Source organism: Holophagales bacterium (assembly GCA_016719485.1).
Lineage (GTDB): Bacteria > Acidobacteriota > Thermoanaerobaculia > UBA5066 > UBA5066 > UBA5066.
In genome coordinates, this window is sequence record JADJZB010000021.1 from 45,407 (window position 1) to 59,179 (window position 13,773).

Here is a 13,773-nt window from a genome sequence, read left to right on the forward strand (position 1 = left end):
GGTTGGTAGAGTGGGCCGTGCCCATCCTGAAGAGAGAGCCCGACTTCCTTCCCGAGACGCTCTTCGACCTCACCCCGGATCGATTCCCCTGGTGGGTCGTGCACGTCCGGTCGAGACAGGAGAAGGTGCTGGCGCGCGAGTGCCGGCAGCGCAGGATCCCGTTCTACCTTCCGCTGCGGGAGCACAAGAACCGGCGGGATCCGCGGCACCGGATCTCGTGGTTGCCTCTCTTCCCGGGCTACGTCTTCGTCCGGGGCGACCTGGAGCACGAGCGGCTCGAGCTCCTGAAGACGAACCTCTGCGTCAGGGTCCTCGCGGTCCTCGACCAGGAGGGCCTCGGCCACGACCTGGAGCAGGTGCGGCAGCTGCAGGCGCTGGGCCTCCCGCTTCGGGCCCACCCGGGGCTGAAGGAAGGTTCGGTCGTGAAGATCGCCGAGGGGCCCTTCGAGGGGATGACGGGGCTCGTGTCGAGCCTCAAGGGCAAGCGTCGGTTCATCGTATCGGTCCGCTTCATCCACCGTTCCGTTCGGTGGAGCTGGACCGCGACGAGCTCGTGCCGGGCGAGAAGAGCCCGCCGCCTCGGCAGCGCTGAGGGCGAGAAGCTTGTACAGGATTCCGCCCCTGGGCTCCCTCTCGAGCTCCGTTGGGAGGAGGAGGCGCGGACGCCGGGCGCCTGGCTTCTCCGGTGCCTCGCCGCCCCGGGACGCCTCGGTCACCTCGAAGACGTCGACGCAATAGCGCCGCTCCTGGACGGTGTGCCGGACGGTGCCCAGGAAGACGACTCGCTGCGCGGGGCGACCGGCGAGGCGTAGCCACCCCGATTCCAGGGCGTGCCCCGCGTCGTCCCCGGCCCCGACCTCGACGAGCGGAACGACGAGGTGGCCGGGGACGAGGAAGGCGTCCTCGAGGAGTACGAGGCGCCCGCGCCGGCGTGCGACGCCGGCGGCGAGCCGGACGGAGACCGTGGGCTTCCGCGGGCGGCTCGCAGGGAAATCCCCGGTGCGTCCCGAGGCACGGGCCCGGCACTCCCGGGCGAGCGGGCAGGTGTCGCAGCGGGGTGAGCGCGGAAGGCAGACGAGCGCTCCGAGCTCCATCAGGGCCTGGTTGTGGTTCCCGGGAGACCGCCGGTTCAGGAATGCCGTCGCGGCGGCCTCGACGGCTGCCCGGGACGCTCCCGCGCGGGGATCGCCCGGAATCGCGTGGAGCCGGGCGAGGACGCGGGCGACGTTCCCGTCGAGGGCCGGGACTGCGGTGCCGAACGCGATGGAGGCGATGGCGGCGGCGGTGTACGGGCCGACGCCCGGAAGGGTGCGCAGCTCCTCGGCCGTCCGTGGAATCGAGCCTCCCCTCTCCATCACGAGGCGGGCCGCGCGGTGGAGATTGCGGGCGCGGGCGTAGTAGCCGAGGCCGCTCCACTCCGCGAGGACGTCCCGTTCCGAGGCGGCCGCGAGCGCGGAGACGGTGGGGAAGCGCGAGAGGAAGCTCGTCCAGCGCGGGACGCCCGCGGCGACCGTCGTCTGCTGGAGGATCGCCTCGGAAACCCAGATGGACCAGGGGTCCCGCGTCCTTCGAAATGGAAGGTCGCGGCGCTCGCGCCGGTACCAGGAGAGGAGCGCGGATCGGAGGGCCGCGAGGCGCCGGGAGGGTAAGGGCGGGCTCAGAGCTTCGCGGCGAGAACGGTCTCGCCCGACGCGGCGCGCCGGAGCGTGACCGACGAGAGGGGACGGCCGGGCGGAAGGGTGAGGAAGGGGACCTCGCCGTCGCCGGAGCCGTCGGTGTCGAACCGGGTGCCGGGCACGTCGGTGCCGTCGATGCGCTCGAAGACGAGGGTGAAGCCTTCGCGCGGCGGGAGGTACCAGCAGAAGAAGGCCGCCTCCCGTCCGCACGCCGAGACGACGACGCGGGCGAGGGGCTGGCCCTTCGAGCGCCGGTGGCCTTTCGGGCCGGTGAGGAGGCGCTCGCGGAGGCGGTCGGCCGGGCGCGAGAGGAGGTTGAAGGAGGCCTCCCGCTCGTGCGCGAACGCCCTCAGCCGCGAATCGAGCCTCTCCTTGAGGCGTGGAGGCGATGCGATCGGGGGCAGGGCGAGGGCCAGCGCCGCCACGACGTCGGGGAACGCATCGAGGGGATCCGAGGAGGAGATGGCGTTCATCACTTGCTCAGTCGAGGTGCTTGCGGAGCCGGATGAGCCCCTGGCGGATGCGGGTTTTCACCGTGCCCAGCGGCTGGCCGAGCTTCTCGGCGATCTCGACGTGCGTCATTCCCTTCAGGAACGCGAGCTCGACGGCCTCGCGCTGGACGTTCGACAGCTTGTCCATCGCCGCCCTCACGGCGTCCCGGTTCTGCCGGAAGGAGACGACCTGGTCGGGGGACGCGGTGTCGTCGAGCGGGTCGAAATGGACGTTGGGGTCGTCGATGGAGATCGTCCGGTCCTCCCGCCGGTTGCGGGAGCGGAGCCGGTCGATGGCCCGGGAGCGGGCGAGCGTGAAGATCCAGGCGGGCGGGGCGCCGCGCGCCGGGTCGTACCGGTCCGCCTGGCGCCAGACCTGCCAGAAGACGTCGAGGGCGACGTCCTCGGCCTCCTCCGAGTTCTGGAGGATCTTCCAGACGAGCGAGTAGACGGGCGAGGAGTACCGCTTGTAGAGGATGTCGAGTGCGGGCTGCTCACCCTTACGGATTCTCTCGATCAGCTCGAGATCCGCGGGAGTCGCAGCCTGGCTCTGCTCGGGGACGACCGGTGGCGAGGAGAGCTCCATCTGCACCGAGGTTACAGGATTTCGACGAACCGGAATGTCGCGAAGGCCGACGGAACGTGGAAGTCCGGGGGATTCGCTCGCCCCGTCGCGACGAGCGACTCGTACCGGACGGTCCTGCCGCGCGCGATCCTCGTCAGGTTTCCGCGGCGCTCGTCTCCCGGGCGGGGGCGCGGGAGGGGGGGGGTGAGAACGGACCAGGGTACGGAGATCCAGCAGCGCCATCTCTCCCACTCCGCCGGACGGGCATTCACCGGATCTCCTTCGACCCTCACCTTCATTCCGGGGACCGGGACTCCCCGCATGAGGTGCCACGTCTCGCGGCTCGCGTGGGGGTTCGCGACCCGGGCCGCGTAGCGGGTCCCTTCCGGGTTGACGACGACCTCCAGGTAACGTGAGGGCTCGGCGGCGTCGGCCCAGTAGAGCTCGACGCACTCGTCGTCGAAGACGTTCTGCTGGGGCTGGAGCGCGAGCACCCTGAGGGGAGGTTCCGAGACGACCTCGAAAAGTACGTGAAGGTGACGGACTCCGCCCACCAGCGCAACGCGGGTGGAGCGGTCGTCGGGAGGCTCCCCGCAGAGTCCTCCGAGGGGGCGGAAATCCAGGCGGGCCTGGGCGTCGCCGCGCCGGGCCGTTCTCGGCAGGAGCGGAACGTCGAAAACCGGAGGCGTCACTTCGCCCCCGGGGGAGAGAGCCCCATCCGCGCGGTCACGCGGGGCGCGACCTCCACGGCCTTCACGACCGGTATGCGTGCCTGGGCCACGCCCGGTCCCACGTGGAAGAAGATGCCGTCGACCTGGGGATCGGGCCCGAAGCCGTGCTGCGCGGTGAGGTCGACGGGAAGAAGGATCGGGGCGGATTCGCCCTGCCGCGGGAACCCAGCACTAAGGGTCGTTCCCGGCCCCGCGATGAGGACGAGGTCTCCGATGTTCGGGTGGTCGAGGCCGATCGTGGAGGCCTCGCCTCGGAGCGCGACGGTCTCGAAGAGGGGCTTGCCGGCCTCATCCCTGAGCGATCGAAAGTAGGCGGCGATGTCTGCGAGGACCGCGGCCGCTTCCTCGGGAGAGAGGACGCCGCCCGGCATCTCACCGGCCCGGTTGAGGACGAGCAGCGCCGTGCCGCCGGAAACGGCGACGTCGGCAGGAGAGTCGGGGCGCACCACGGCGCGGCCCGCGAGGACGTCCGTGGAGACCCATCCCTGTCTCCTCATCAGCTCGGCAGGGTAAACGGATCGCCACACGGGGCGAAGGCCGTGGTCGGAGACCAGGACGACGTCCCCTCCGCGTTCCAGGAAGCGGAGGTAGCGCGCGGCGGCGCGGTCCGAAATCCGCCACGATTCGCGCAGGGCCGCCGCAGCCCTTTCCTCCCGGTCGGGATGCGCCCCGGCCCGGTCCGGCGGGGGAGGGGTGAAGGCGTGCCCGGCCTCGTCGAGGACCGGCTGGTAGGCCAGCAGGACGTCCCAGTCGCCGCGCCTCTCCGCCGCCTCGTAGGCCGAGACGAAGAACGCCGAGAGCCGGCCGGTCATCTCGAGAAACGTCTTCACGTCGGGATCGGGCCCTTCGAGAAGCCGGTGGTCGGGCTCACCGGGCCAGAAGCCACAACGCTCGTCGAGGGTCCTCTGGAAGTCCTCGGGCCAGGCTTCAGTCTGCCCGACGCCACCGACGTAGAGGGCGACCGAGGAGGCGTCGGGGGAGAGCTTGAGAAGCTTGACCCAGCGGCCGCGCCGTGCGATGCCGTCCCCGGGCTCGGGGAGAGCGAGCCAGTCTCCCGCGCGGAGCCGGCCGGCGAACCCTCCCTCGGCGTCGAGCGCAGCGAGCGCGTCGTACTCGCGCCGGCCGTCGTCCCGGGTGTCGAGGAGGACGAAGGCGAGGGGCCGGGCCGTGCCGTTCTCCCGGCCAGGCGACGGCTCGACGCGCACCAGCCGGGGTGGCGACCAGCTCTTCACCTCGGGAGGCAGGGCGATGGCCGCATCCGGGAAGGCGGCCCCGGCCTCGGGGCCCGTCCAGAGAAAGCCGGGTGAGCGGAGGCTGGCCCATCGAAGGCCGATGGGCGTGCTGGTACGGGATGTGCGCCCGGTGACGCCGGGCCAGCTCAGGGCAGCGACGCGGCGACCCTGGCGGGCGAGGGCCTCCCAGAGCGTCTCTACGGACGGCTCGGCCTCGAATCCGTCGACGCGAGCCTTGAGCGGTCCGCCGGCGGGCCAGTAGGTGTTCGAGACGATGCCCGTCGTCTCCGGAAGCGCCCCGGTCGAGATCGACGCGTGCACGACGGCCGTGAGTGACGGCGTGACCGTCTGGAGGCGTTCCGCCGAGAGCCCCTCGCGTTCGGCGCGGCGGAAGCCGTCGGGAGAGAGCGCATCGCGCTGCCGGCCGTACTCGGCGGCACCCGCGCCGTCGAACGAGACGAGGACGACGCGGTGCGGTGGCTCGGGAGGAGGCGCCGCGGGGAGGCTCGACGGAAGGAGGATGGCGACGAGGGCCGGAGCGAGGATGGGGTGCGGGCGGGCGCGGGACATTCCTGGCTAGCCTACCGCGTCTCGAGGTCTTCGAGGGACTGGCGCAGCCGGCGGACAGGGCGTTCGAGAGCCGAGCCTCGCCTTCGGGCGGCCGCCAGAGCGCGGCCGGCGTCGGCCTCGAGGTTCCGCGCCACAAGCGCCAGAGCGAGGCGGTCCTCGCCGTCTCCTGCCGCGACGGCGCCTACGGTCGCAGCGAGCTCCGCGAGGTCGTGGAAGTCTCCCGCGGCGTCCTGGAATGCGCGGAGGAGGCGAAGCAGCGGGCGGATGCCGGGATCGAGCGGCTCGACGACCTCGAGGGCGTAGCGGAGCCTCTTCGCGGCGATCCGGGCGGCGTGGAGCGTGCGGCCGTCCGGGGGGAGGAGGGCCGAGAGCCTGCGGATGAGCCGGACGAGCCTGCGGCGGGTCTTGCGCAGAATCGCGGTCTGCGTTTCCACGCGTGGGGCGAAGGCGCCACCGCGGGTCGACACGAGCTTCCGTTTCCAGAGTGTGACGGCCCGCTCGACGGCAGCAACTTCACCCGCGTCGACGCGGACGGTCGGCAGCTCACCCGGAAAAACGAGCCCGATGGGCAGAGAGGCCGCCGCCTCCGCCCGAGATGCCAGGAGCGCCCGGCCGACCTCCTCTGACCGGAGGACCGAGAGCCGGCGGCGGAGCTTGCGGGCCGACGCCCGGGGTACCTCGCCGTCACCCTTCCGGGGAGCACCCCGGAAGAGGCGCGCGAGGGCCTCCGCGCGGCGCAGCGCGACCCTGAGGTCGTGGACGAGGTCCTCGTCCCCGCCGGCCTTCGCCCGGCCGGCAAGCGCTCGGAGCCTCTCGCCCTGGGCAGGGAGAGCCTCTTCGAGGAGGCCGAGGATCGAAAGCGGTCGGGGCGCTGGCAAGAGAGACCTCCGACCGCGATCGTAGCCCCGAGGTGTGAAGGTTCAGCCCGGTTCGCCGGGACGGGCCGGAAGCTCGAGCGCGGGGTGGCCGATGTAGTAGCCCTGTGCGCGGTCGACTCCGAGCTCGCGCAGGATCGTCAGGATCTCCGGAGTCTCGACGCCCTCGGCGACCGTCTTCACGCCGAAGCCGCGGCAGATCTCCGCGATGCCGCGGACGAAGACGCGGTTCTCCATCTTGAGCGGCAGGTCGCGCACGTAGCTCTGGTCGAACTTGAGCGTCGACATCGGCAGGTCGCGCAGGTACCGGAACGAGGAGAAGCCGACGCCGAAGTCGTCCAGTGCGAACTTGAACCCCTCCGACGTCAGGGCGTTCGTGAAGTCCTGCACGCGCCCCAGGTCGCGCAGGGCGGCGGTTTCCGTGATCTCGAACGTGATGCGCGAGGGACGGATTCCCTTGAGGCGGGCGAGGCGCGAGATGTCGGCCACGAGCGCGTCGTCCTCGAAGTCGAGCCCGGAGAGGTTGATGGAGACCTCGAGGTCGGGCGAGATCCTCTTCCGGGCGGCGATGAGGGCGTCGAACGTGCTCCCGATGACGACCCGGTCGATGGCCGTGACGAATCCGAAGCGCTCCGCCGCGTCGAGGAACTCGTCGGGGCTCGTGAGGGAGCCGTCCTCCTCCCGAAGCCTCACCAGGGTCTCGGCGGCGACGATGCGCCCCGTCGAGACCTCGGAGATCGGCTGGAAGAGCGGCACGAACCGGCCGGCGGAAAGCCCGATGCGGATCCGGTCGGCCTGCCCTCTGAGGAGGCCGATCCGTTCCCTCTCCCTGGCGTTCGGGTCGTGGAGGATGAAGCGGGCGCGCCCGCGCGCCTTCGCCTGGTGCATGGCGAGGTCGGCCGCGAGCATCAGATCCGAGGCGCGCTGGCCGTGCGCGGGGTAGACCGCGACACCGACGCTCGCGGTGATCTGGAGCCTCCGCCCCTCGAACGTCGGTGAGAACTCCGTCAGGAACCGGACGAGGTTGTCGGCCTCGAGGGCCGCCTCGGCCGAGGTCGTGTCGGGGGAGAGCAGGCCGAACTCGTCGCCTCCCAGGCGGGCAAAGACCCTGCCGGGGCGCAGGGCGAGGCTGAGGGCTTCGCCGAGGCGGCGCAGGTATTCGTCTCCCGCTGCGAGCCCGTGCGTGTCGTTCAGGGCCTTGAAGTCGTCGAGGTCGAAGAAGAGCAGGGCGAGCGGGCGTTTGCCGCGGTTCGCGTGCTCGATCGCCTTTTCGAGAAGCTCCTGGAACGCCGCGCGGGTGACGAATCCCGTGACGGGGTCGCGGGAGGCGTGCGTCGAGGCGAGGGTCTCGTTCCGGGCGGTCTCCCGGGTGAGGGCGTGGGCTGCGGAGACGTTTCGCGCAGAGGCGACGAGGAGGGCGGGCTCGGAGTCTCCGAGCCTGCGAGCCGAGACCCAGAAGACCTTGTTCCTCGCGCTGTCTTCGAACGTGACGCGGACCTCGACGTTCGAGGCGCCGTTCGGATCGAGCGCGGCGGACAGGAGCCGATCGCGCGTCTCGCTGTCGCCCCAGAAGGGGAGGAGCTGGCCCAGTGCCTCCTCCGCTCCGGCCGGATCGGGCGCTCCCTCCGTGCGCGCTGCGGCATTCACCGCGATCAGGCGGCCGCGGGGCTCGAAGATCGCGAGCGGATCCGGGCACCCGTCGAAGACGGAGGCCTCGAGGGAGAGGGCCGTGACGGCCGCCTTCGACATGGCGACCGTGTCGTATCCCTGGCGGCGGCGGCGCTCCTTCACGCGGCTCCCGGGCCTGGTTTCGCCGCGTCCGCGAGTGCGAGGAGAGGTCCGCCGGTCAGCCGGTAGACCTGCCACTCCTCCATCGGGACGGCGCCGAGCCGCTCGTAGAACCCGATGGCCGGCTGGTTCCACTTCAGGACGCTCCACTCCAGCCGGCCGCAGCCCCGCTCGACGGCGAGCGCGGCGAGCGCGGCGAGGAGCCTCCTGCCGAGCCCGAGGCCCCGCCGTCCGGGGACGACGAAGAGATCCTCGAGGTAGATGCCGGGCTTCGTGAGGAACGTGGAGTAGTTGTGGAAGAAGAGGGCGAACCCGGCCGGCTCGCCGTCGACGTCCGCGATCAGGACCTCCGCGTAGGGGCGAGGCCCGAAGAGGTGCGACTCGAGGGCGGCCTCGTCGGCGAAACACTCGGCGGAGAGACGTTCGTACTCGGCGAGCGCGCGGATGAGTCCCGCGACGACGGGGACGTCCTCCCGCGCGGCGGGTCGGAGCGAGATCGCGGGTCCGCTGGTCACGACGGGGGGATTATCGCGCCTCGCGTCGAATCTGCACGGCCATCGCCGGCTTCGCGGCGCGAGAAGGGCGGATATCATGCAGGGCGCGCCGCGACGGGAGCCGCGGACCCACAACCCGATGGCCCGTTCCGACGACGCCGCCCCGAGCGGCTCACGCCTCGCCCCCTATTTCGGCCTCCTGACGCGGCGCGTCCAGCGCGCCCGTCTGGCCGTGGCCCTGCCCCACACCTCACGGGGGGACCGGGTCCTCGACCTGGGGTGCGGCCTGACGGATCTGCCCGCCCGCTTTCCGTCGTACGTCGGATGTGATCGCAACCCCCTCGTTCTCTCCGAGATGCGGCAGCGGCACCCCGAGGCGGCCTTCACGTCCTGGGACGTCGATTCCGGGGAGCCACCGACCGAGGTCGTCGCCGGCTCGCCGTACGACGTGATCCTGATGCTCGCGATCCTGGAGCACCTGCCGTCCCCCGCCCGCGCGCTCTCCCGCGCCGCGGCTCTCCTCGCCCCGGGCGGACGTGTCCTGGCGACGACACCCCATCCGCTCGGGCGGCTGCCTCTCGAGGCCGGGGCCCGCCTCGGCCTCCTTTCGCGCCACGCCGACGAGGAGCACGAAGCGCTCCTCGACCGCGTGGCGCTGGAGAAGGCCGCAGCCTCGGCGGGGCTCGTGCTGACGTCCTACGCGCGCTTCCTCGCGGGCCTGAACCAGCTGGTCGTCCTGACGCGCCGATGAGGCGGAAGGCCCCCCTGGCCATCGAGGTGGCGGGTGCGCGGACGCACAACCTCGAGGGCGTCACCTGCCGGATCCCGATCGGCGCGATCACCGTCGTGACGGGGCCCTCGGGTTCGGGGAAGTCGTCCCTGGCCTTCGACACCCTCTACGCGGAGGGACAGAGGCGATTCGTCGAGTCGATGTCGACGTATGCACGGCAGTTCCTCGAGAGGATGGAGAGGCCCGACGTCGACCGGATCGACCACCTCCTGCCGGCGCTCGCCATCGAGCAGAAGGCGCCCGCGCGCTCGGCCCGTTCCACGGTGGGGACGGCGACGGAGATCCACGACGTCCTCCGGCTCCTGTTCTCCGCGGCGGGAACCGTCGTCTGTCCCGAGTGCCAGGTGGAGGTGCGCCGCGAGTCCCCGCGAGACGTGATGGAGGCGCTCCTCTCAGGGCTCGGCGAGGGGGCGCGCGTCCTCGTGCTGGCGCCGCGACCCGCCGTGGGGCTGGCGGAGCGCGCGCCGCTCTGGGTCCGCTCGGGTCTCTTCCGCGCCGTGGCCGCCGACGGGAGCGTCGTCTCGTTCGACGCCGGAGCGCCTCCTCCCGCCGGGGAGGACTCCCTCGTGAGGCTCGTCGTCGGGCGGCACGTCCTCTGCCCGGGCGACCCGGAGCTGGCGGCGTCGATCGACGGCGCCTTCTCCGTCGGGGAGGGCGAGCTTCTCGTACGGGAAGCCTCGACCGGGCGCGAGCTCCGCTTCCTGCGCGGTCTCGCGTGCAACTCCTGCGGCCGCCGATTCGAGGAGCCCACGCCGGCCCACTTCTCCTTCAATTCGCCGCGCGGCGCCTGCCGGACCTGCCAGGGCTTCGGACGGGTGGCGGGGCTCGACGCGTCGAAGGTCCTCCCCGACCCCGGACTCACTCTTCGCGAGCGACCCTTCGCGCCGTTCAACACGCCGGCCTACGCCAGCGCCTACCCCGACCTCGCCCGGGCCTGCCGGCGGCTCGGGATTCGCCGCGACGTGCCGTGGAACGAGCTGACGGCGCGGGAGCGGGAGCTCGTCTGGGACGGCGACGGCGACTGGTACGGGGTGAAGGGGCTCTTCTCGTACCTCGAGACGAAGCGCTACAAGGTGCACGTCCGCGTGATGATCGCGAGGTACCGCGGTTACGAGCGCTGCCCGGACTGCCTCGGGGAGCGCCTCACCCCAGAGGCGCGTGCGGTGCGGGTCGGCGGCGCGACGCTGCCCCAGCTCTGCGCGCTGCCCCTCGGAGAGCTCCTCGAGAGGCTTCGGGGGCTTCCTCTCGGCGTGAAGGAGAGGGCGAGAGGCGGCTCGCTGGTGGCGGACCTCGTGAATCGCGTCGGGACCCTCGTCGACGTCGGCCTCTCGTACCTCTCGCTGGCGAGGACCGTGCGAACCCTTTCCGGCGGAGAGGCGCAGAGGGTCCAGCTCGGCTCCGCGCTCGGCAACGCGCTCACCGGGACGCTCTACGTCCTCGACGAGCCGACCGTCGGTCTCCACCCGTGCGACACGGCGCGCCTCCTCGGCGTGCTCCGGCGCCTCGCCGACGCCGGAAACGCCGTCTGCGTCGTCGAGCACGACCTCGACGTCATCCGCGCGGCCGACCACGTCATCGACCTCGGACCTCACGCCGGCGCGCACGGCGGCCGGCTCGTCTTCGAGGGTACGCCGGAGGCGCTCGAGAGGGCCGGGACCGCCACGGGTGAGGCGCTTCGGGCGATGACTGCGAGCGTGGCCGAGCGGCCCGCGCCGTATCCGCGAGGCGTCCTGCGCATCGTCGGGGCGCGCGCGAACAACCTGTCGGACGTGACGGTCGAGATTCCCACCGGAGTCCTGGCCGCGGTCTGCGGACCGTCGGGGTCCGGAAAATCCTCGCTCGTCGTCGACGTCCTCGCCTCGGGCGCCCTCCGTGCCTTCGGGCGGAAGGAGGCCGATGGGCTCGAGCGCGGCGCCCACGACCGGATCGAGGGGCTCTCGGCGTTTCACGACGTCGTCCTCGTCGACCAGTCTCCCCTCGGCCGCTCCGCGAGGTCGAACCCGGCGACCTACACGAAGGCCTGGGACGAGGTGCGCGCCCTCTGGGCCCGGAGCCCGGCCGCCCGCGCCGCGGGGCTGACGAAGGGAAGCTTCAGCTTCAACGCCGTCGGCGGGCGCTGCGAGACGTGCGAGGGTTCGGGCGTCGTCACGATCGACATGCAGTTCCTCGCCGACGTCTCCGTCGTCTGCGACGCCTGCGACGGGCGCCGCTTCTCGCCCGACGTCCTCGACGTCAGGGTGCGAGGGCGAAACGTCCACGAGCTTCTCGGAACGACGGTCGACGAGGCGCTCGAGCTCTTCGCCGACCTTCCGGCGATCACCTCGCGGCTGGCGCCGCTCGCCGAGGCGGGCCTCGGATACCTCCGTCTGGGCCAGTCGACCGCGACGCTCTCCGGAGGCGAGGCGCAGCGCCTGAAGGTCGCGTCGTTCCTGAAGGCGGGGACCGCCGTGAAGCCGACCCTCTTCCTGTTCGACGAACCGACGACCGGGCTCCACCCCCGGGACGTCGGTGTCCTCCTCGCCGTCTTCCGGCGGCTCCTTTCGGCCGGCCACTCCGTCGTCGCCGTCGAGCACAACCCCGCGTTTCTCCTCGCCTCCGACTGGCTCCTCGAGCTGGGGCCCGGCGGGGGGAAGGACGGGGGGCGCGTCGTCTTCGCCGGGACCGTCGCGAAGCTCCTCTCGGAGGGGGAGACGCCGACGGCCGGGGCCCTCAGGGGCACTTCGGCACTCCCGGCTCGCCTACAATCGGCGCCGTCGTGTCCGCAGACGCGCACCGCTACATCCTCGTCGTCGACGGCCGGGAGATCGAGCTCTCGGAAGGAGAAGTCACGCTCGGCCGGTCCCGCTCCGCGACGGTCCGCGTCGACCACGAGTCCGTCTCGAGGAGTCACGCGCTCCTCTCGTTCTCGAACGGGACGGCCGTCCTCAAGGACCTGAACTCGTCGAACGGAACGTTCGTCGCGGGGCGGCGGATCCTGAACGAGACGATCCTGAGGAGCGGAGATCGCCTTCAGGTGGGTGCCGCCGTCCTCGAGTACCGGCTCCTCGAACCGACCGGTCCGGTCGAGAGAACGGCGCTCCTGACCCCGTCGGCGGTCGAGGGGCTGCCGGATTCGAACGGCCCGGGAACCGAATCCCCACCCGCTCCCCCCGCCCCGGCCGCCGCGGAGCTCGAGGTGTCGTCACCCCTGGAGATCTCCGCCGACGACCTTTTCCGGGGTGTGGACGATGCCGCCCGTGGAGGCTCCTCTCCCGCCGTGGTCGCATCCGCCGCTCTCGCCGCCGTTCACAGCTCCGGAGTCAACGAGCGGCCACCTCTCGATCTTCCCCTCGTGGACGAGCCACCTCCCTCACCGGCGCCCGCGCAGTCAGCGGCTCCGGCGGCCCCTCCCAGACGGCCGGCCGATGCCACCCTCTCGCAGTTCCCCATTCGGAGCTCGAGGGTCCCTCCGTCCGTGGAACGACCGGCCCCGGCGATCCGGGTCCGCAAGCCGGTGCCGCCGGCGTACCGCGAGGCGACGGGACGCGAGGCTGCCGGGTTCTTTCCGCGCGTCCTGGCGACGCTCGTCGACGCGATCATCCTTCTCGCGCTGAATCTCCTCCTCCTGTCCCCCGTCTTTCTCGTCCTGCTCTTCCGGGAGGCTTTCCAATCGGCGGACCTCCTGCGCGACTGGGCCTTCCTCGGCATTCTCGCGGGCTGTGGCGTGATGATCCTCGGGGCGAATCTCTGGTACGTCATCGGGGGCTGGGCCCGGACGGGGCGGACGCCCGGGAAGGCTCTCCTGAGGCTGTCGGTCGTGGCAACCGGGCCGCCGGTCCCCGCTCCCGGCATCGGGCTCAAGAGCGCGATCGCCCGGTTCCTCGCGTGGAACCTCTCCGGCGCGCTCCTGGGTGTCGGATATCTCCTCGTCCTCTTCCGGAAGGACCGCCGGGCGCTTCACGACCTCGTCGCCGGGACGAGGGTCGTCCGGACGCCCTGAGCGGGGATCACTTCGGCTCGAGGAGAGTGCGAAGGGTCGGCGAGATGAGGGTCGCCTCCGCCCGGGCCGCTCCCCCTTTCCGACGGAACGCGGCCAGGCTCGCGCGCGCGGCTCCGAGGAGGGCCGCGTCGCGACGGCCTTCCAGAACGTACCGGCCACCGAGCGCGCAAGCCTCGACGAGGTCGAGCTCGCGCGCCCCCGGGCTGCGGCGCCGTTCGGCCTGAACGAGCGCGGCCGCCCGATCGAAATCGCCGGCGGCGAGGGCGGCGAGGGCCGCGCCGAGACGCGGGGGAGGAGGAGCGGGGACGATTCTCGGGTCCCCAGCGCCCGGGATCGGGACCGGGGAAGGGTCTGCCGGCGGGGTCGCGGCGAGAATCGGAACCGGCAGGACGGGCCCGGCCGTCGGAGCGGGCGGTGCCGGCGTCGGGGAGGGGAGCGGCGCCGGCGCCGACTCCCGGGGCGGGGGCTCGTTTCGGGCCGCTTCGCGTCGTACCAGTTCCGCGATGCGCCGTGACCTGTCTTCGGTCTCACGCCGGTTCGGGAAAGTGCCGCCCGCGGCCGACGAGCGGAGGTGGGCCAGGG

The 13,773-nt window shown here is 72.1% G+C and carries 11 protein-coding genes and 2 pseudogenes; 5 read left to right on the plus strand and 8 right to left on the minus strand.

The window, feature by feature from the left end:
• Positions 1–17 precede the first annotated feature (17 nt).
• Positions 18–812 carry a hypothetical protein gene (locus IPN03_12100; protein ID MBK9374441.1) on the plus strand — a complete coding sequence of 265 codons (795 nt, stop codon included), beginning with the start codon at positions 18–20 and terminating at the stop codon, positions 810–812.
• 18 nt (positions 813–830) lie between these two features.
• Positions 831–1,061, plus strand: a complete 231-nt coding sequence (locus tag IPN03_12105; GenBank protein ID MBK9374442.1) for a hypothetical protein — start codon at positions 831–833, stop codon at positions 1,059–1,061.
• On the opposite strand, the pseudogene IPN03_12110 reads toward IPN03_12105, so the two are convergent.
• The 8 genes and pseudogenes from IPN03_12110 to IPN03_12145 all read right to left on the minus strand — a co-directional run bounded on the left by IPN03_12110 (position 1,005) and on the right by IPN03_12145 (position 8,521).
• Positions 1,005–1,661, minus strand: a pseudogene (locus IPN03_12110) (A/G-specific adenine glycosylase). The gene IPN03_12105 and the pseudogene IPN03_12110 overlap by 57 nt on opposite strands.
• Complete coding sequence (locus IPN03_12115) at positions 1,658–2,149, minus strand: hypothetical protein (protein MBK9374443.1); 492 nt, start codon at positions 2,147–2,149, stop codon at positions 1,658–1,660. The pseudogene IPN03_12110 and the gene IPN03_12115 overlap by 4 nt, the downstream one beginning before the upstream one ends.
• Before the next feature lie 7 nt (positions 2,150–2,156).
• Entirely contained in the window at positions 2,157–2,753 is a 597-nt protein-coding gene (locus IPN03_12120; protein ID MBK9374444.1) for a sigma-70 family RNA polymerase sigma factor, read from the minus strand.
• An 11-nt stretch (positions 2,754–2,764) separates the two neighbouring features.
• Positions 2,765–3,424, minus strand: coding sequence for a hypothetical protein (locus IPN03_12125; protein MBK9374445.1), 660 nt, complete (start codon positions 3,422–3,424; stop codon positions 2,765–2,767).
• Entirely contained in the window at positions 3,421–5,265 is a 1,845-nt protein-coding gene (locus IPN03_12130) for an alkaline phosphatase family protein (protein ID MBK9374446.1), read from the minus strand. Before IPN03_12130 ends, IPN03_12125 begins: the two co-directional genes overlap by 4 nt.
• A gap of 11 nt (positions 5,266–5,276) precedes the next feature.
• Positions 5,277–6,143, minus strand: a complete 867-nt coding sequence (locus tag IPN03_12135; protein MBK9374447.1) for a CHAD domain-containing protein — start codon at positions 6,141–6,143, stop codon at positions 5,277–5,279.
• A gap of 42 nt (positions 6,144–6,185) precedes the next feature.
• Complete coding sequence (locus IPN03_12140) at positions 6,186–7,931, minus strand: bifunctional diguanylate cyclase/phosphodiesterase (GenBank protein ID MBK9374448.1); 1,746 nt, start codon at positions 7,929–7,931, stop codon at positions 6,186–6,188.
• Positions 7,928–8,521, minus strand: coding sequence for a GNAT family N-acetyltransferase (locus tag IPN03_12145; protein MBK9374449.1), 594 nt, complete (start codon positions 8,519–8,521; stop codon positions 7,928–7,930). The genes IPN03_12140 and IPN03_12145 overlap by 4 nt, the downstream gene beginning before the upstream one ends.
• A gap of 40 nt (positions 8,522–8,561) precedes the next feature.
• Here IPN03_12145 and IPN03_12150 point away from each other — a divergent pair, with 40 nt between their 5' ends.
• The 3 genes and pseudogenes from IPN03_12150 (at position 8,562) to IPN03_12160 (ending at position 13,640) form a co-directional block, all read left to right on the plus strand.
• Positions 8,562–9,173: a methyltransferase domain-containing protein gene (locus tag IPN03_12150; protein MBK9374450.1), complete on the plus strand. Its 612-nt coding sequence runs from the start codon at positions 8,562–8,564 to the stop codon at positions 9,171–9,173.
• A 2,794-nt stretch (positions 9,174–11,967) separates the two neighbouring features.
• Positions 11,968–13,191, plus strand: coding sequence for an FHA domain-containing protein (locus IPN03_12155; protein MBK9374451.1), 1,224 nt, complete (start codon positions 11,968–11,970; stop codon positions 13,189–13,191).
• 338 nt (positions 13,192–13,529) lie between these two features.
• Positions 13,530–13,640 (plus strand): annotated as a pseudogene (locus IPN03_12160) (PE-PGRS family protein).
• The last annotated feature ends 133 nt before the right edge of the window (positions 13,641–13,773 follow it).

Coding starts and splice junctions, on each gene's coding strand:
- IPN03_12130 (MBK9374446.1), bottom strand. CDS start 5,265: ATGTCCCGCGCCCGCCCGCACCCCATCCTCGCTCCGGCCCTCGTCGCC.
- IPN03_12145 (MBK9374449.1), bottom strand. CDS start 8,521: ATGATATCCGCCCTTCTCGCGCCGCGAAGCCGGCGATGGCCGTGCAGA.
- IPN03_12120 (MBK9374444.1), bottom strand. CDS start 2,753: ATGGAGCTCTCCTCGCCACCGGTCGTCCCCGAGCAGAGCCAGGCTGCG.
- IPN03_12115 (MBK9374443.1), bottom strand. CDS start 2,149: ATGAACGCCATCTCCTCCTCGGATCCCCTCGATGCGTTCCCCGACGTC.
- IPN03_12150 (MBK9374450.1), top strand. CDS start 8,562: ATGGCCCGTTCCGACGACGCCGCCCCGAGCGGCTCACGCCTCGCCCCC.